Source organism: Algoriphagus sp. (genome assembly GCF_013373065.1).
Classification (GTDB): Bacteria; Bacteroidota; Bacteroidia; order Cytophagales; family Cyclobacteriaceae; genus Algoriphagus.
The window spans coordinates 1-18,847 of the sequence record NZ_JABXIN010000004.1 but is presented as its reverse complement, the minus strand read 5'-3'; the positions used below and the strand labels follow the sequence as shown (position 1 = coordinate 18,847).

13 protein-coding genes are annotated in these 18,847 nt (G+C 42.6%); 5 read left to right on the top strand and 8 right to left on the bottom strand.

From position 1 onward, the window contains the following. Positions 1–7 precede the first annotated feature (7 nt). From HWE15_RS04055 to HWE15_RS04045, 3 genes are all read left to right on the top strand, one after another. Complete coding sequence (locus tag HWE15_RS04055) at positions 8–1,348, top strand: adenylate/guanylate cyclase domain-containing protein (protein WP_290506224.1); 1,341 nt, start codon at positions 8–10, stop codon at positions 1,346–1,348. An 86-nt stretch (positions 1,349–1,434) separates the two neighbouring features. Then, positions 1,435–3,618, top strand: coding sequence for a hypothetical protein (locus HWE15_RS04050; RefSeq protein WP_290506223.1), 2,184 nt, complete (start codon positions 1,435–1,437; stop codon positions 3,616–3,618). Between the two features lie 16 nt (positions 3,619–3,634). After that, a complete protein-coding gene (locus tag HWE15_RS04045; protein WP_290506222.1) occupies positions 3,635–5,107 on the top strand; it encodes a hypothetical protein in 1,473 nt (490 codons plus the stop codon). Positions 5,108–5,110: 3 nt separating this feature from the next. Here the strand turns inward: HWE15_RS04045 and HWE15_RS04040 are convergent, their stop codons facing one another. Then, complete coding sequence (locus HWE15_RS04040) at positions 5,111–5,275, bottom strand: hypothetical protein (RefSeq protein WP_290506221.1); 165 nt, start codon at positions 5,273–5,275, stop codon at positions 5,111–5,113. Between the two features lie 199 nt (positions 5,276–5,474). On the opposite strand from HWE15_RS04040, the gene HWE15_RS04035 reads away from it, so the two are divergent. Together HWE15_RS04035 and HWE15_RS04030 are read left to right on the top strand one after the other, a co-directional pair. Continuing rightward, positions 5,475–6,401: a bile acid:sodium symporter family protein gene (locus HWE15_RS04035; protein ID WP_290506220.1), complete on the top strand. Its 927-nt coding sequence runs from the start codon at positions 5,475–5,477 to the stop codon at positions 6,399–6,401. Positions 6,402–6,474: 73 nt separating this feature from the next. After that, entirely contained in the window at positions 6,475–9,741 is a 3,267-nt protein-coding gene (locus HWE15_RS04030) for a S41 family peptidase (RefSeq protein ID WP_290506219.1), read from the top strand. Between the two features lie 106 nt (positions 9,742–9,847). Here the strand turns inward: HWE15_RS04030 and HWE15_RS04025 are convergent, their stop codons facing one another. The 7 genes from HWE15_RS04025 to HWE15_RS03995 all read right to left on the bottom strand — a co-directional run. Beyond that, on the bottom strand, positions 9,848–12,304 hold the full coding sequence (locus HWE15_RS04025; protein ID WP_290506218.1) for a CehA/McbA family metallohydrolase: 2,457 nt from the start codon (positions 12,302–12,304) through the stop codon (positions 9,848–9,850). A gap of 63 nt (positions 12,305–12,367) precedes the next feature. Further along, a complete protein-coding gene (locus tag HWE15_RS04020) occupies positions 12,368–13,120 on the bottom strand; it encodes an SDR family NAD(P)-dependent oxidoreductase (protein ID WP_290506217.1) in 753 nt (250 codons plus the stop codon). A gap of 11 nt (positions 13,121–13,131) precedes the next feature. Then, positions 13,132–13,323, bottom strand: a complete 192-nt coding sequence (locus tag HWE15_RS04015) for a hypothetical protein (protein WP_290506216.1) — start codon at positions 13,321–13,323, stop codon at positions 13,132–13,134. A 96-nt stretch (positions 13,324–13,419) separates the two neighbouring features. Next, positions 13,420–13,950, bottom strand: coding sequence for a VOC family protein (locus HWE15_RS04010; protein WP_290506215.1), 531 nt, complete (start codon positions 13,948–13,950; stop codon positions 13,420–13,422). Between the two features lie 159 nt (positions 13,951–14,109). Further along, entirely contained in the window at positions 14,110–14,913 is an 804-nt protein-coding gene (locus HWE15_RS04005; protein ID WP_290506214.1) for a DUF6090 family protein, read from the bottom strand. Between the two features lie 4 nt (positions 14,914–14,917). Then, positions 14,918–18,589 (bottom strand): ATP-binding protein, encoded by a 3,672-nt coding sequence (locus tag HWE15_RS04000; protein WP_290506213.1) that lies wholly within the window; start codon positions 18,587–18,589, stop codon positions 14,918–14,920. Between the two features lie 11 nt (positions 18,590–18,600). Further along, positions 18,601–18,847 (bottom strand): sensor histidine kinase (locus HWE15_RS03995; RefSeq protein ID WP_290506212.1); only part of this gene is annotated, 247 nt, incomplete at its 5' end.

The following is an 18,847-nucleotide window of genomic DNA, read 5'->3' as shown; positions in this document are numbered from 1 at the left end:
TTAGTTAATGAGCTCCAACGAAAACAACGACAGCGCACAGCGGGAAATTAATTATTACAAGGAAAGACTCAAGAAGCTTACCAGCTCCTATATGAGTCTGGAATATCGTAATGCTGATCTCTCAAAGGATGTGCTTCAAATGAGTGAGGGGCTCAAAGTAATTGCAGAACTTCAAAATCAAAAGGCGGAGAGCAATATGGATGAATTGCTCGATAGCCTGACCGAACAAATCAATATCCGTCTTAAAATGGATGTGACATTGGTTTTGATGCCTGATCAAAAGGGTTCCTTTATCCATCATCCTAAATTTATAAAGGCCTTTGCTGGGTATCCAGTTCAAAAAGTAAAGTCACTTTCTATTGCTATACCTCCTGATTTCTATGATTCCAGGAGGTATATTATTTGCAATAAAGGTGGGGAGGATGAATTTACACTAAGTCTTATTCGCGATTTAGATATTCATCAATTTGTTCTTTCTCCCATCATCCATAATCAACAGGTATTTGGATATTTTTTCGCAGGAAGGCGATCGCAGCTCTTGCAGTCTGGTACAGGGATTTTACCCTACCATCAAAATATTTTAGATGCCATGGGCGGGGTGATTTCTGCTGTCCAGAATCAGATTGATCGAAATGTCATTCTAGAAGAGTTGGTTGAGGAGCGGACGAAAGAATTGAAGAAAGAGAAGGAATTGACCGAAGAACTTTTGTTGAATATCCTTCCCTATGAGACTACTCAAGAGCTCAAGGCTACGGGTTATGCCAAGGCTAAGGATTACAATGTGGTGACTGTTTTGTTTACGGATTTCAAAAACTTCACCCAGTTCAGTGCCGGGATGCCATCGCACGAACTCGTTGCGGAAATTGATTTTTATTATCGAGCCTTCGACCAAATCACGGCTAAACATAGCATCGAGAAAATCAAAACGATTGGAGATAGCTACATGTGCGCATCCGGCTTACCTGTGGTGAAGGAGCGGCATGCACAGGACGCGATCGATGCAGCTTTGGAGATTCGGGATTTTGTTAATCAAGTCAAAGAAGAGCGAATCGCAATGGGGCGACCTTACTTTGAAATTAGAATCGGTTTGCACAGTGGACCTGTGATCGCAGGAATCGTGGGTATCAAAAAGTTTGCATACGATATCTGGGGTGATACTGTAAATGTTGCCTCCCGAATGGAGTCTTGCAGTGAGGCTGGAAAAGTCAATATCAGTAATGTGACCTATGAGCTAGTCAAGGATGAATACGAATTTGACTACCGAGGTAAAATAGAAGCGAAAAATAAGGGGGTCATTGACATGTACTTTGTAGAAAGGAAGAAAAATCCTTCCATTCAGACCAGTTAATTGTTCCCAATCATCATAATTAACCCATTTTAATTCCCAGATTTTATTCGGGGACTAGTCTTTTTTTAATCAATAAAATCCAACGTATGAGTCAATTTGATTTTCCGAGGATCAATTTTCATGGATCTGTGCTCCTCGATGTCCCGACAGGTAATAACGGGAAATTTTCACCTTTAAAAATTTATAACCAGGAGGAAGCGCTTCCCTATCGTCCTCCAAGGGTAAACATTTCTCCTGATTTAGTCTCGAAAATTCAGTCCTTGAAATACAACGTTCAGACGGATGCTTCAGGTCAGAGCTATGTGGTGATAGACTCCGTTACAGACGAGGTTTATGATAAGTGGGCCGTTTGTTTGTTAGGTACATCTGGTTACGATGATGGGTTTGTTGATCTATATAAGAATGTCCCGCTAGATGGACCCGGAGATCAACCTTCTCTTTATGATGGATTGGTGCAACCTGGCTATTGGAATTACTTTGGAGATCTCAGTGTCTATGCTGAGGATATTCGAATTACAGGGATCCAAATCCCAGATGGGCAAGGGCATGTGACTACTTATACTCCAGATAATAAAGATGGATGTCCTGCAGGTTTAGCCCAGCTTTTGGGTCAATCCTTTTCCTTCCACCAGCAATTCTTCGAAAAAAACAGCAAGACCACAGCCATGTTTTGCGATGTCGATAGTATAGGTGATTCCTGCACGCAGCTGTTTATTTCCCTAGCCGGAATTTACGGTAAACCTAATGGAGAGGAAAAGACTTTTTTATCTGGAGTTCCTTGTAAGTCTGCCTTTTCCTGGTTGTCTCTTTGCAAGGTTTTGAACTATAATAATGGCCTGCTTATGCCGATGAGTGGTGGGACTTATTTTGAATCGACCATTCAGCTGAATCCAAGCCATACAGATTCAGCTGTTCAGCAGGACTTGAATCAATATGCAGGATTTCAGGTTGATGCCCTCTCCATGAAAATCCTCCTTCATCAGGTCTACGAGGTGAGAAATCCTGTTTATTCCAAAATGCCCACTGCTCCGCTTGGAAACAATCAAACTTCGGTTCATAAGAACCCTGCAAGGGTGGCATTTTCTGGCTCACTTTGTCCATTTGTGGAAAGAGTGGATATGAAAACCCATAATGTGGGTCGAATTTTAAAAAATGAAATTGCCAATAATCCGACTATTAACTATGCTGGATCCAATCCGCGAATAGTTGCCCCTACGCCGATGGGTGCTAATCAAACACCATTGACTCTTCCTGAAAAGGTGCAGTTACCTCCAGCTTTTGTCAGAGTTAACCCAAAAGAAAATCTGATCAGTTTGGATGTAATCAACACAATCTGTGAATATGGTGTCGGTTTTGAAGAGGAGTATAGCAAGTATGGAGGAGATACCTCGATTAAGAAATTTCTGGGTTGGGAGAATTATAACTTCGGTGAATTGACTCTAAAATTTGTACCTGATGATCAAACGGCACCTACAACCATTGGAAGCTTTAACCATGATCAGGATTATAACATGAATACCTTCCTTGCCCGAGGAGGTGTGATGGATTTTCCGCTTCCAAGTGGAATTTCTGATTTTTCCGCAGGAAGATTTGCTATTTATACCAGTTCGGACCAAGAATTATTGATGGAAGATGATTACTTAATCATGTCTGACCAACAAGGCTCCTATGCAGAGCAGGGACAGCTAGCTTCTGAGGGGTATAAGTTTGATGGACCTGGCAGAGGTCCGGTTATTTTAAGGTGTTTTTACAGAGGGGCTCCCGTAACAACTCCAGTTTTGGGGAAAATCCGAAATGGTAATACGAATAAGTTCCAGGACTTCTATTTTTCAGATGGTGTTCCATTTGAATATTGCACAAATGAAGCAGGTTGCGTCCAATACATATTGGGTATTACTCCTGAGCAATACAATACTCCTACTTCTCAGGCTGAGAGGCTTTATTTTGCTGCCAATGGGTATTTTGTAGCTACTCGGGTGCTTGCGGCAGATAAAGACCTAGAGGTCTATCTCAATGGGGAAAAAACACTGACCTTCCAAGTGTTGTATGACAATATTCTTTCGAATTACAACAATGTACTTCCGATTATGAATGCCATTCTTCCATTTGAGGAATCCGTATGGAGTGAGCCCTATACCATGCGTCGCATGCTGATGCTTACCGATGAGAAAAACTGGGGTGGCTATATGTATATGCCGGTTACTCGGGAGCTTTCAAAAAATCAGCAAGCCTTGCTTCAAATGTGGGCGAAACTCAAAATCAATCCTTAGTCTCAAATTTTGTAAAATGAAAAATTCAATCTTACGAGTAGCGGGACTCTTTTTGCTGCTACTTATCAATCAATATTGTTCTCAGCCAACTGAAAATCAAGCTACTAACGAGACAATGGAAATGGCTGAATCTCCATTATATGGTAGAATTCAACAGCTATTTGAATCGGATAGTACGGTTTCGGATTTCATTCAGGTAAGTCTAGAAGAGGCAGATCCCGGATTTTGGATGCCGGAATTACAAAGCCCCGTCTATGCCACGATAGATGACCAGTGGGTTTTATTTGGGGGGAGAAAATCCGGATTACATAATATGGCTAAAGATCCTCCTGCTTTTCCAAACTTAATGGCTAATGATTCCATTTGGGTGGTGGATTTTGCAAATAAAAAATCGATAGGAGTTCCTATTCCTGAACCCTATTTCCATCAACTTTCTGGAAGTAGTATGCTGCATTATCAAGAGGGTGAAACCCTCTATGCTTCAGGTGGATATACTAATGATGGAACCGATAGTGTCAGCAATTGGACTTCCGATTACTTTTTCGAGATTAATGTTCCAAATCTCATTCAGTATGTGCTTTCCGGAGGTACTAGTCCAGCCTTGGATCAGATTTTCACCAAGGTAATTCAAGACCCATTTTTACAAGTAACTGGTGGGGAAATGATGGTGGCAAACGGAAACTTCTATCTCGTTGGAGGACAGAATTATAAGGGTTCATATCTTCCTGGTAATACAGGAGAGTATACTTCAGCTCTACGGAAGTTTAGACTGGTGCAGGAAGGAAGCGATTGGGCAATTACTGATACCCTGTCGGTTATTGATTCAAAAAAGCTGCATCGAAGGGATTACACCCTTGCGGAAGTGATCACCCCAGGACCGGATTCCTTAGGAGCGGTGATCTACGGTGGAGTTTTCAATAAATACGGTCTTGGGTATCCATCTCCTGTCTATCTTAATGACTTGGGTTCTGGAGATCCGGAAGTCACCTTAGATACTGTGACTTCACAAAAGGTTAATTTTTATTCTGCGGCTCAAGTAGATGCGGTGATGGCATTTGGAGACTATCGGGTAAGCAGAGTTAGTATTTTGGGAGGAATTACTTACATGGTTTATGATGCTGAATCTGGGAAATTGGTCGTGCCAGATACTATTCCTTTGCCATTCTCCAATTTGATTTCGACCTATTATACCAATGGGGAAGATGAAACCATTGAGTTGGTTCAGACTCCTCCTCAGGCACAGATGCCAGGTTATCTAGGAGCAAATGCCGTCTTTTTCCCACTTCCTGAATTGCTATATGGAGAGGCGGCATCCATTATTGACTTGAATAAGGTGTTTTCAGGTGAGCAGACAGGGCCGGTACTTGTGGGATATATGTATGGAGGTATCAAATCGCCGGTCCCCAATCCCATGTCAGGGATGCAGAATTACAATACAAGCGTAAACTCCAAGCTTTATGGGGTTTATATGACGCTAGTTATTCCTTAAAAATCAGAAGTTTCGGATGGTGAATTCCCAAATTTGGGGATTCATTATCTGACTTAAAGCATGTGTCAGTGTTAGAAGGCATAGCCCTATCAAACTGATCATACTTATTTCAATAATGCCTTTGCAGAGATTTAATTCGGCTTTTCGGGAATCAGTATTCGATTTCATAGGCTGAAAAGTTTAAATGGATACAGGTAGAAAAATAATGTTGGCTATTGAAGCTATAGAAAATATTCAAAAAATCAAAGAAAAGTTATATTATATTTTAATTTTCTTCTTATTCGCAAACTTTTATGTCTCTTAAAATGTAAAAATGTTACATTTTGAACGGTTTTAAAAAATGAACGAAATCTGATTACTCCTTTGTATGAAGTCATTTATTTTCCCGGTTTTGGTGGTATTTATCGTCTTGTTTGCGATGCTATTTCCAGAATTTTTAGTGTCATGGGGTAGTTTTGAGACTTCTTTACTAATCATTCCATTACTTCAGCTAATCATGTTTGGTGTAGGGACTGAAATGAGCTTGAAGGATTTTTTGGGAGTTGTAAAGATGCCCAAAGGGGTACTTATTGGGATGGTTTGTCAATTTACAATTATGCCATTTTTGGGTTTTTCCTTGGCGAAATTTTTTTCTTTCCCCTCTGAAATCGCTGCAGGATTGATATTGGTAGGAGCTTCCCCTTCGGGTTTGGCTTCGAATGTCATGTCTTATTTATCCAAAGCTAATCTGGCGCTCTCTGTGACGATGACCGCATTTGCTACAGCTTTGGCGCCCATTATGACCCCATTTCTAATGAGTTGGTTGGGAGGTTCCTATGTTCCGGTCGACTTTTTTGCTATGATGTGGAGTATTTTTCAGATAGTCATCATTCCGGTGGTCTTGGGTTTGATTTTCAATCATTTTATGCGGGGTAAATTAAGTTGGTTAGACCAAATCCTACCCGTAGTTTCCATGGGAGGAATTATCCTGATCATTGGAATCATCACAGCAAATGGTAGGGATAGTCTTTTAGATATTGGTCTTTTGTTGATTTTCGCCTGCTTCTTACATAATTCACTGGGCTACTTGTTAGGCTATGGAAGTGCTAAAGCTTTTGGATTGGATGAAAAGTCTGCTCGAACGGTAGCTTTTGAAGTGGGAATGCAAAATTCTGGTTTGGCCTCTGGGATTGCCGTTCAAATGGGGAAAATAGGAACACTGGGTTTGGCTCCCGCCGTATTTGGACCTTTGATGAATTTTACCGGGTCACTACTAGCTTCCTATTGGCGGAAAAAATCAATTGCTAGCCAATAATCAAATTATTCTTTTTTCTGCTTTCAGAAGTAATTAGCTTTTATCTGTTTTTTATCGAAAATCCATAAATCACATGAATAAGAAACTGCTTTGCGCACTGATGTTCGGCTTGGGAATAAGCGGGATGTCATTTTCTCAAGATGGACCCGGGTACTTTATGCATCCGGATGTTCACGATAACACCCTGGTTTTTGTCGCTGAGGGAGATGTTTGGATGGCTTCCGTTCAAGGAGGGATGGCTACTCGTCTGACGACTCACCCCGGAGACGAGTCCAATCCAAAAATTTCACCGGATGGAAAATGGGTAGCTTATGCGGCTAGTTATGAAGGCCCCACTGAAGTTTATGTCATGCCCATTACGGGCGGATTACCCCGACGGGTAACCTATGAGCCTTCCGCCTCCATCCCAACAGCTTGGCGTTCATCGACGGAGGTAGCCTATGTCACCAACCAATATTCAACCTTGCCGAGACTCCGAACTATTGTTTTTGATCTGAATTCAGGAGAAAAAGAGATATTGCCCTTGGAAATGGCTGCGGAGGGGAGCTTTGATGAGGCAGGTCAGACCTATTTCTTTGTGAGGCCTACCTATCATAATAATGTGACCAAACGGTACAAAGGAGGGACAGCCCGGCAGGTTTGGAAATACGGAACCGGTGAGGCAGAAGCAGTCAAACTGACTCAAAACTACGAAGGAGAAGACCATCACCCGACCTTTCATAGCGGTCGTGTCTATTTTCTTTCCTCTCGGGATGGAATACAGAATGTTTGGTCTATGAATCCCGATGGCTCCGATATACGGCAGCATACCAAGGAAGAATCTTATGATGTACGGGAATTTTCCCTTTCTGGAAATACCCTGGTCTATCGAGCTGGGGCAGACCTCTATCAGATGGATTTGAATGGGGATAGTCCCTCTCGAATTGCCATCCGACTGGTTTCGGATTTTGATCAGTTGCGTGAAAAATGGGTGGACAACCCTGCTTCTTACATCACTAATATTTCGGTTTCCAATGATGGGGAAAAAGTCGCCTTGACTGCCCGTGGGCGAGTTTTCGTTTTTCCTGCCAAAGAAGGTAGAATGGTTCGTTTAAGCCGAAAAGATGGCGTGCGGTATCGGGATGCAGTTTTCACTACCGACTCCAAAGATATTTTGACTTTCTCGGATGAAAGCGGTGAGTTTGAAATTCACCAATATTCTGGCTTGGGATTGGATCAGGGAAAGCAGTTGACGGAAAACGGAACTACCCTGAGATTTAACCTGACTCCCTCACCTGACGGCAAATGGTTGGCTTGGACAGATTTGAATAATGACCTCTGGATCCGAAATCTATCTAACGGAAAGGCAGTAAAAGCCAATCTCACGGATGAAGATCTACATGGAAGCATGTCCTGGTCTCCGGATAGTCAGTGGTTGGCCTATGGACAGGCTGCTTCCAATACCTTCATGCAATTATTTGTATTCAACCCGACTACAGGAAAGCGGGTGACCTTAACTTCTGACCGTACCAATAGCCTTAATCCTCAATGGAGCTCTGATGGCAAGTGGATTTTCTTCCTTTCTGACAGGAACTTCGAAACAAAGGTGGGAAGCCCTTGGGGGCAGCGACAGCCGGAGCCATTCTGGGAAAAGCAGATGAAAATCTACCACATTCCCCTGCAAAAAGGCTTGATTTCTCCTTTCACTCCCAAAAACGAACTGAAGGAAGAAGAGAAGAAATCAGAAGGGCCGGTAACAGTGGTGATTGATGAAGATGGATTGATGGAGCGGGTACAAGAAGTGCCTGTTCCGGCTGGCAATTACAAAAACCTGATTGTGACGGAGAAGGCTTTGTACTATCATCGGGTAGGCCCGGGTCCGGGTGTTTATTACGGAGGAGGAGCTTCCAATGCTGATGAGCCTGCGCTGATGATGACTCCGATTTCGGATAAGGCAGAACAGAAAGTTTTTGCAGACAAGATCAATAGCTATGCGGTTTCTGCCAATAACAAATACGCCTTGCTCCGACAAGGCTCCAACCATTTCTTGGTAGAATTGGGAACTTCACCTGTTTCTGATTTATCCAAAAATAGATTGGATCTGAGTGGCTGGAAATTTAGCATTGATCCCCGGGAAGACTGGAAACAGATCTACACGGATGCTTGGCGAATGGAGCGGGATTACTTCTACGATGCAGGCATGCACGGGGTAGATTGGGACAAAATGCATGAAAAGTATCTGCCTTTGGTGGATCGGGTGACTACCCGAAATGAGCTATCGGATGTGATCGGAGAGCTAATCGGTGAATTGTCTGTCTTGCATACCTCTGTGCGTGGAGGTGATATCAGAGACGGAGATGATAATATTCAGTTTGGGATGCTGGGAGGTCTTTTCTCCAAAACCGATCAAGGCTATCAGGTCGACTATATCTTCCAAAGCGACCCGGACTATCCGGATGAGAAATCACCTTTGAGTCATCCTGCCTTTGGAATCCAAGAAGGGGATGTCATTACGCATATTGATGGAACTTCTGTGTTGGAAGTGGCAGATATGCAGGTGCTTTTGCGAGATAAAGCCGGAAAGCAGGTTCGGATCGCAGTACTAGGAAAAGGAGACTTCATCCTGAAGCCGATGAGCTCGGGTCAAGAAAGCAACCTGCGCTACAACGATTGGGAATATACCCGAAGATTGGAGACAGAAGCTAAATCCGACGGAGAAATTGGCTATGTGCACTTACGAGCTATGACATCTGGGGATATTGGGCAATGGTATCGGGATTTTTATCCGCAGTTCAATAAGAAAGGCTTGGTCATCGATGTACGACACAATCGTGGAGGAAATATTGATTCCTTTATTTTAGAAAAGTTGATGAGGGAAGCCTTCTTCTATTGGAAAAGTAGAACTGGAGAACCTTACTGGAATATGAATTATGCTTTCAGAGGTCATTTGGTTTTGTTGGTGGATGAGTTCACCGCTTCAGACGGAGAAGCTTTTGCTGAAGGCTTCCGAAGATTGGGTTTGGGTAAAGCAATCGGTGCCAGAACCTGGGGAGGGGAAGTTTGGCTTTCCGGAGTGAATACCCTTTCGGATAATGGGATTGCTCGGGCGCCGATGAATGGGGTGTACGGAGTCGTTGGTGGAGACACCAACGACGGCAGTGAGGTAGAATGGCTGATCGAGGGAGTTGGGTTTATTCCGGATATTGAGGTAATCAATATGCCGAAGGCAACCTTTGAGGGAAAAGATGCTCAGCTGGATGCAGCGATTGAGCACTTAAAGGAGCTGATCAAAAAGGACCCTAGAGAAGTTCCAGCTCCTCCGGCCTATCCGGATCTGAGTTTTAAGAATGGGAAGAACTAATCGGTAGCATTAGCTTTTTATTCTAAAAGTTTAAAAATCAAAAAGACCAGCTAATCGCTTCAGTTTTGAAGGGTTGCTGGTCTTCTTGATTTTAAATGGGGCTATTTTATTCCAAAAAGCCTCTAAGAACTTTCCTTGCTTCCTCAAATCGATTCATCATTCGATTCATCTCGATTTCACCGTAAGCTTGTCTAGCTATTTTTTCTGAGGCGTCAATAGCCCTAATAAGATCTGCAGCTGCAGCTTTCTTTGATTTAGTATCTGTACTGCCAATGGATTCTATCCAGATTGGAGAACTGTGCGCAAAAGGTCTCGCATGCATGCTCGGCCAGGAGTCTTCTCTTTGTTCGCTCGCATAGGCACGGATTGCTACCCAGCCACCTTTGGGAAGTGTCACTTTTCCTTGATAATTTTTGGTTTCACCAGCTTTGACTCCGTCTAGCTTTTCCACGACCTCCCCGTTTACGATCAACTCAACCACATCAATATCATTGGTGCTAGCCAAGGAAGCGAACCATTCTTGTTTGCCACTGGAAATTACATCGCCTGGTTTTGCATTTTCACCCACTTGAAAAAGCAAGGCAGGGCCTGTAGTTACAAATCCTTTTCCGGACATTGCTGCATCTAAAACGGCTTCTGAACTCATTGCTTTTCCTTCTAGACGAACATAATTTCGGCCAGTTCCTACAGCCATCGTCCTGTGAAAATCCACCCACATATCTGTACCTGACATGGCAGCTACAGGACGGCCGATATTGAGCAGGCGATACCAAACATGACTATTTCCCAGCGGACTGGTCCAGGCACAGACCATTTCGAAACCTATTCGCTCAGCCAATACGGCATCGGAGATCAGTTCAATCGGAATGGGACCTTCTTCGAGCTGCTCAAAAGGATCGGAGTCAATCTCTATGGGGTGGACATAAGTAGTGAAAGCATTATTTTGATCAGCAAAATCAACGACCTCCCCGTTGCTTCGATCGGGATCTCCGAGTTTGGGATTGGTGGGTCCCCAAAACCAAGGGGCATAAGCTTTATTTGTTCCCATTAAGCTGACATGCCCATGAAAGTGAGAGCGTACCTCCTGCCCTTGAGTGACAATTCGTCCATTCTTTTCGGTTTCCTTTCCAATCATGGAGGCGTCAATTCTCCGCTCCCAACGATTCCAGGACATGGGTGCAAGTAGGTCGAGATCTTCTCCCTCTAAAGCTTGGAGCGCATCCTGATGAGTCGCCCGATAATGGCCGTCTCCATTCAGGTGAACGTGGTGATCTGCCGATGCATATCCTGCAGCCTTGGCATCCCAAATCGGGTTAATGGTTAGCGTGACTTCAGCGGATTGCCCTTCCCGAACTAGAACACTTGATTGAGCCATGGGTGTCATTGGACCTCGAACAGCGGAAATCTGATAATTTCCGGTTGGTAGTGAAAAACTTGATTTTCCTTGCAGATAAAAATAGTGTCGACCTGTTTGTGGGTCTACATAAGTGGCATTTTCATGCGAAGCTATCGGTAAGCCATCTTCTCGCAATATGGAAACTCGTGCTGTGATCGGCTGCCCGGAACCATCGACAACTTTCACATTCAGCAGTCCGCTTGCTTCTCCCAATTCCCAGTTCTGAATTTTCACCTCCTTGGCTTCTCCTCCATAGGTAGGGATTTGCATTAGGCGAAATTGTCGTTTTTCATCCAATTCCACGAAATAAATCATTTCACCATCAGCGCTAAAGGCTGGAGTCAGGGCGAAAGGATTTCCATCTGTCAATCGGTGTTTCACCCGAGGATCATCCAAATCCATGGTCCAAAGGTGATAGTCATTATCAAAAGGTGCACTGTAAACGATCAGGCGTTGAGAGGGATGGGCATCTGCAGTCAAATGGTAGGTGAGGGTTTGCGCGAGTGCAATAGAGTCGGTGTTATTTTGAAAGTTTCTTATTCGCAGTACCCGGTGGGCTCCACTCCCATGAAGGTACATGAGACTTTTTCCATCGTTTAGCCTTCGGGAATTTCGTTCTACTTGGCGAAGATCAGTCAGTGGCTCATCCGTGCCAGAAGAAAGGTGATATCGCCGGAGATTGAGCGAACCGGTTTTGCCTGATGTATAATAAATCCATTCGCCATCCGCGGAAAATTCAGGATCCAGTTCAATGGTTTCAGTATCAATTCTTTTTTCTTCTCCACTTGCCAAATCCCGAACAATGATGGCTGTATTTTTTCCCTCATCTCTTACAAAAGTCAGTTTTTTCCCATCTGGCGACCATCTCGGCCGGGAGTCGATACCCGAGCCTTTCGTTAATCGAATAGCTGTTCCAGTTTGCACATTTAGATTCCATATCCAGCCTCTGGCAGCAAAAGCTACATGTATTCCATCGGGTGCAGGAGCTGGGTCTGTTGGACCGTACGCGAGGATGGGAAGCTCATGCTGTTCTAGGTAAACATGATGTCCAAAGTCATTAAGTTTGGCGTAGCGGTTTACCCATTGTGCTGATGCTGAACCTGTAAAAAGGAGTAGGGCAAAAACTGAAATTGCCAGGAGGGAAAGGATATTTCTTTTGTTTCTCATTTTCTATTGGGATTGCTTGTTTGAAGGGAATCTTGCATGCAAGTTAAGGCGGAAGTGGTGGTGCTAACCCTTTGCCATAATTCCTCCGTCAATGTTATAGACACTTCCGGTTATCCAAGAAGCTTCATCGGAAGCAAGAAAAAGCACGAGATTGGCAATGTCTTCAGGTGTTCCCAATCGTTGGATCAAGGTATTTTTTCCTGCATTTTCTACCGCTTTGGCAGGATCAGGGAAGGCAGCGGCTGACTCATGAATCAGCGGTGTGTCGACTGGTCCGGGGCAGATACAATTAATTCGAACAGTAGGGCCATAGTCCACCGCAGCTTGCTTGGAAAGAGCAACCAAACCTGCTTTGGATGCACAATAGGCGGGATGATTGGGGAAGGATTTGAAAGCTGCAATCGAGGAATTTATGATGACTGATGCGCTTGGGCGTTTTTGTAATTCAGGAAGAGCTGCTTTAAGCAGATAGAAAACTGAATTCAAATTGACGTTTATGGTTTGAAGCCAGGTCTCGATGCTCAAAGAAGTGATAGCCCCAAGCCCTAAGGTTCCCGCATTTGCAGAAATACCATCTAATTGACCAAATTTTTCAATTGCCAATTCCACCAGCTTTTGATTGTAGGAGGGATCACTCACATCTCCCTTTAGAAAGAAAGATTTGGATCCAATTTTACTTTCTAATTCGGCTCCAGCTTTTTCATTTCTTCCACTCAAAATCAGATTAGCCCCTTCTCTTCCGAAGGCTAAGGCAATGGCTTTCCCCATTCCACTTGTGGCTCCTGTTACGATGAAGGTTTTATTTTGAAATTTCATGCTAGGTTATCTTATCCAATCTTTCCATCTCCATCGAGATCCTTTCCGCTATGTTCTTCCAGTATTTGAAGGGTTTTGATCAGTAATTCCTGAGTCTTTCGCAATTCATGCTCTAGTTGAGCCACTCGAGCTTCCAAAGAAGCTGCCCGCGAACTGTGCTCAGAGATTTGACTTTGTTGAATTAGATTCCAGAATAGTCCCATGGATTGTTTTTTAATTGGTAATAATTAAAGAAAAGAATTTTGAAGGTGAATTGCTAAAAGTCTTGGTCTTTAGAAATGGTAATACCTTCTCAGCTTTTAAAGCTTTCCCTTGACAAACTCCATCAACTCGATCAATTCTCCGTCAGGTCCAGAAATAAAGGTATTTTTTACAATGAGAGACTGACTTTTGATTGTTCGAACTTCTCGGACCTTTTTTGCACCTACTAGTTCTGCTTTTGCTAGGGCCTCGTCTAAATTTTTTACAGTAACTCCCAAGTGTTGATAGTAGATGTCATTTTCTATGGAGTCTGGATAGCTTTGCTCAGGGAGCTCTAAAACAAAATTACTTTCGGGGAATTTCATCATCACGAGATCGAAGTATGCTGTTTCTGTTTCGCCCTTTTCAGATGTGATTTGTACCTCTCCGATACGTTTATGGACCTTCATCCCCAAGGCCTGCTCATAGAAATTTACAGTTTTTTCCATATCCGATACATAGAGCATCACATGGTTAAAATCTTCTATTGGTTCTTTCTCGGAGAGATTGACACAAAAAGTACAAGTGAACAAGAGGACTAAGAGGAAAAAATGGCTAATGGTGTTTTTGGTTGAATGAAAAATTCTCATGGTTTTGGTTTTTAATGGGGTTATTTCTTTATCGAAAAATTCCTAAAGCCCTGTTCTATGTTTTCTTTATACTTCTGAATCCTTGAATCACCATCTTTTGAAATCCTAAGGCTTTGGAGGATCTTCAGCAAGAAATTAGGGTTTCTATGGTTTAAGGATCTATTTGTCAAATTCTTCGAGGGATTGATCTATAAGCGACTCAATTTGACCAATTAGTTGAAGTACATCATTTGCTGATACGGATGCATCTTCCAGCAATACATTTTTGATTACGATCCGATTGGCCAATTCTCTTCCCCATAGAGCTTTTTCATCCGATTCAAAACGCTGAATAATAGGAGTCTTATCATATCCTGTGGAAAGAGGGATTCCTGGGAAGTTCCACTGTACGTCTGATTCAGCACCATAGATTTTGCTGACATTCAGTCTTTGAATAAAGAACTCCGTTACTTGATTGGCCCATTGCTGTGCGGCTTTTTCAGCATAGCTGTTGGCCAAAGCATTGGTAACCTCGAATTGGGTTAGGGCTCTTCGGAGTTCTTCACTTTGAAGGATACCTAGTTTTCCGGAGTTAAGAAGGTCTGTGTAGGAGGTCACTTGGACTCCAAATGGAACATCAATAAAGGATTTTCGAAGCATGCCTACCAAGCTATCAGTAGAGATATTTTTCTCTGTACCTGCAATAATGGTGAGAAACTGCTCATTGTGGTCGAGCTGCTCTTCAACAGCACCAAGAATTACTGAAAAAGACTGCTTAGCAGTTTCAAAATCAGTTCTAAGTGCATAAAGGTATTTTCGTTCTTCTTCTTGCTGCTTTCTAGTTTCATTCCAATTATTGATGCTCAAGGCAATCAGTATCCCGATCACGACCAAAATAATTTCTCCCACTGCATATGCCAAATAGCTACTTATCCGATTTTGTTGAAGAAATTTTTGACGGATTTTTCGGAATATTTTTAGCATGCTCCTAGCCTTGAAGGGTAATGGTAAAAACCGTTTTTCCCGGTTGGGACTCCACTTTCAATTCCCCTCCATGAGCCTTGATAATGTCATAGCTAAGACTCAAACCTAATCCCGTTCCCGATCCAGCAGGTTTTGTGGTGAAAAAGGGTTGAAAGATTTTGTCTTTGACGGACTCTGGTATCCCTTTTCCATTATCCTGAACCGATATTTCGATACCATTTTCAGTCTTCTTGGTACTGACAATTACTTCAGGTTTGTATCCTTCTAAGTGGCTATCTGAACCGGATTTGGCTTTTTCATCTACTACATAAAAAGCATTGTTGATGAGGTTGAGTAGGACTCGACCAATGTCTTGACCTACAACCTTTACCTTAGGGAGGCCTGGGTCTAATTCAAGTTTAAAATTAGCATTAAAGGATTTGTCCTTGGCTCGAAGTCCATGGTAACTCAACCGAATGTATTCATCTGCTAAAGCATTTATATCAGTCAGGGTTTTCTCTCCTGAATTGGAACGGCTGTGTTCCAGCATGCCCTTGACAATTGCTCCAGCCCGTTTTCCATGATGGTTAATTTTAGAGAGATTTTCTTTCAAATCCTCAGCAATCTCCACGGCCTCATTGGTATGACCGGCAGCCAATTCCTCCTTCATTTCATCAATTAATTCATTGCTGATTTCTGAGAAGTTATTGACAAAGTTCAAGGGGTTCTGAATCTCATGAGCAATTCCAGCAGTCAATTCTCCAAGTGAGGCCATTTTCTCAGATTGGATCAATTGTTCCTGAGTAGCTTTCAAATCCTCGATGGACTTTTTTAATTGGGCAGTTCGGTGCTGGACACGCTCTTCCAAGATTCTGTTTTCTTTTTTGAGGTAATAGGATCTGACTTGGACTATCGTGTATATGAGCAAACCTAACAGGGCAGCATAGATCAGGAAAGCCCACCAAGTAAACCACCAAGGAGGATTGATTCTGAAGGTATACTTGCTTGGTTCACTCCAAATACCATTAAATCCTTTTGTTATTACTTTAAAGCTATAATTACCAGGCAAGAGATTAAAATATGTTTTGGAAACTGGTGCCTTGGTGATTTCCGACCATTCTTCATCTGCCCCTTCTAGAACGTAACGGTATTCGATTTCATCTCTACTTTTTACAGCCGGATTGGAAAAGGTGAATGTGAGTGAATTCTGGTTGTAGGGTAGCACCAAACCCAATGGAATCTTTGAATTTCTATCCAAACTATTCCATTTGATATTATTTTTCTCGATATAACTCCTTGCGCTTTCCAAGTCCTTAGGGAGACTGTCAAACCTTGAAAGAAATAAACTGGACTCATATTTGGCAAATAGTTGGGAGGCTTGATCCATGATCCGAACCCCTGTAATGTCAATGGTAGGAGTTGTCTCATTTTCAAATTTCGGATCATTCAGATTGACCGTTAGGACAGGAGCTGCCCCCCACCAAACCTTCCCATCGCTGGTTACCTTGGCAGTCATCTGATTGTAGTCAGTGTAAGGAAAACCTTCAGCCCGTCCAAAATTCATAAATCGCCAGGCTTGATTGGGATTTTCTTGGGAAGGTCTTTCAATAATCACGATTCCATTGGACGTTCCGAGTTGAATTCTTCCCTGAGACTCAACCATATCATACAGTGATTCTGGTTGGAGTCCATGATCACCATTCACATTTATTATCTGGTTTCGCTCTTTGTTAATAATGGAGATTCCTCGTGCACCTCCAATAATCATTTCATCCTTTGAACTTCTAAAAACAACCGATTGATCAGCTGTGGATAAGCCCTCCATAGCCCCTAAAAAAGCAACAGTATTTTTCTCAGGATCGATGAAATTAATCCCAGTATCTGTTACGAGCCAGAATTTGCCGAGATGATCCTTTTCGACCCCCCATACTATATTCGAGGCCAAGCCCGTAAATCCATCAATCTTTTTCATGGTGCCATTATTTTGGTCAAATACTAATAGACCATCGTTGGTACCCATCCACATACTTCCATCTTCGTGTAATCTTGCGCGCCAAAAGAACCGAGCTGTTTCTGCACTTCCTTGATAAGATGTGATTGTACTCTCTTTCAGGTTTAATAAGCTAAATCCACCTGCAGAACCAATAAAAAAGATGTCCTCCGAAATCTCCGAAATACCCCGATGATCATTAGCTCCATTTTGCCGAGGAATTTCCAAATATTTGATAGTCTTGGTGGAGGGGTCGTAAATGTTGAGTCCACCATAAGTGGCAAGCCAAACTCGGTGTTCTTTGTCTTCTTCAATTCCCCAAACATCATCACTTATCAGGCCATCATTAGAAGAAAGATGTCTGGAATCCATTCCTAAGGGATCGTATAGCTGCATCCCCAATGAATAAGTGCCTTCCCAATAAACCTCATTTTTCTTGTCAAATATGGACATAGCGGGTGCCCCCGAGCCAATCTTTGCAGAGTTGGTTTCAATTGTTTTTAGGGTGGATTTGGATGGATTGTAAATCGCAAATCCATTATTATATCCAAACCATACCTGACCCCCTGAATCAATGTTTACATTTAGTGAACCGCCAGAATATCCTTGTTCTTCCCCTAAGATGGAAATGATTCCTTTTTCCAAAGAAACATTGGTGGCACCCTTCTCAAAAGTAGTAAGCCAAACAGAACCATCAGGAGTTTCGGTTATATCGAAAAAATCACCTTCCAAGCCTTCGTTAATGCCTAATAGTTTTACGCTTGTTCGTTCTGGATTGACAATGGCAATTTCACTGCTCATTTGGATCCAAAGGTTGTTTTTCGAATCTAAGCTTAACGTGCTGAAGATTAAGCGTTGTTCTGAGTCAAAAACTAAGGATGAAAGGGTGCGATTTTTTAAATCTATAAATTTAGGACTATCTCCAATCCGGCCGCCCCAATAATTTCCATCCTGATCGACTGCTCCTCTTGTGAATCCTAAAGGGATTTGAAAATTTTCAACCAATTCAGTCTCAGGATCCAGGATCATAATCCCATTTTCCAGAGTAGTAATAACCAATCTTCCCTGAGGGTCATAATCAAGATCAACGATGATATTGGTAACCCCTGAGGAAAATTCAGTAAACACGATTTCATATAAGTGAAACTCACTTCCAGTAAATTTCACCAATCCAAGCTCGGTACCGATCCAATGGGTTCCATCGGGTCCTATGATTTGGGCTTTAACGCTTTTACCGGGAAGGCCTTGTGCTTCGGTTAAACCTAAAATTCCGGCCTTTGTACGATCAGATTTTTCCATCGTTGTAACCTGTGAAATAACCGGCTCTGGCAGAGGGAAAATGGTGCTTTTTAAAGAGTCCATTTCCAGTTCTAAAGTCAAAGGCACTTCTTTTAGATCTTCAAAGGAAAAAGAGATTTCGGTTAGCGGTTTTTGAAGGGGGACTTCTTCCTCGAGTGAAAATGGTTTTGAGGGTAATTGATCCCAATTAAACCGCATGGTTCTTCCAACAGGAACGTTCTCTTGTGGAATAATTTTCCACTCAATTGGCTTTCCATCAGGAATTTTAAAAGGGCTTGCGACAGGAGTTTTAAAACCAGAAGGATTTTCTGGGACGGGTATTTCTTCTTCTGATTGGCATGAAATTGTAAATCCTACAGAGATTAAAAAAAGTAAACGGTAACCAAACAATTGCATCAGCTTTTCCATGTCTAATTAATTTACGGTTGAAGTATTATCGTGAATGTGGTCCCTTTTCCTTCCTCTGAATGAACCAGAAGTTCTCCTCCATGCGCTTTCACAATATCATAAGATAGTGATAATCCTAGACCAGTTCCCGATCCGGTTGGCTTGGTAGTGAAAAATGGCTGAAAGATTTTGTCCTTAACTGAGTCTGGGATTCCGTTACCATTGTCCTTTACCGAAATTTCAATTCCAGTTTCTGTCTTTTTTGAGGAAACAATTACC

Coding starts and splice junctions, on each gene's coding strand:
- HWE15_RS04025 (WP_290506218.1), bottom strand. CDS start 12,304: ATGAGAAACAAAAGAAATATCCTTTCCCTCCTGGCAATTTCAGTTTTT.
- HWE15_RS04035 (WP_290506220.1), top strand. CDS start 5,475: ATGAAGTCATTTATTTTCCCGGTTTTGGTGGTATTTATCGTCTTGTTT.
- HWE15_RS04045 (WP_290506222.1), top strand. CDS start 3,635: ATGAAAAATTCAATCTTACGAGTAGCGGGACTCTTTTTGCTGCTACTT.
- HWE15_RS04000 (WP_290506213.1), bottom strand. CDS start 18,589: ATGGAAAAGCTGATGCAATTGTTTGGTTACCGTTTACTTTTTTTAATC.
- HWE15_RS04030 (WP_290506219.1), top strand. CDS start 6,475: ATGAATAAGAAACTGCTTTGCGCACTGATGTTCGGCTTGGGAATAAGC.
- HWE15_RS04020 (WP_290506217.1), bottom strand. CDS start 13,120: ATGAAATTTCAAAATAAAACCTTCATCGTAACAGGAGCCACAAGTGGA.
- HWE15_RS04015 (WP_290506216.1), bottom strand. CDS start 13,323: ATGGGACTATTCTGGAATCTAATTCAACAAAGTCAAATCTCTGAGCAC.
- HWE15_RS04040 (WP_290506221.1), bottom strand. CDS start 5,275: ATGAAATCGAATACTGATTCCCGAAAAGCCGAATTAAATCTCTGCAAA.
- HWE15_RS04050 (WP_290506223.1), top strand. CDS start 1,435: ATGAGTCAATTTGATTTTCCGAGGATCAATTTTCATGGATCTGTGCTC.
- HWE15_RS04005 (WP_290506214.1), bottom strand. CDS start 14,913: ATGCTAAAAATATTCCGAAAAATCCGTCAAAAATTTCTTCAACAAAAT.
- HWE15_RS04055 (WP_290506224.1), top strand. CDS start 8: ATGAGCTCCAACGAAAACAACGACAGCGCACAGCGGGAAATTAATTAT.
- HWE15_RS04010 (WP_290506215.1), bottom strand. CDS start 13,950: ATGAGAATTTTTCATTCAACCAAAAACACCATTAGCCATTTTTTCCTC.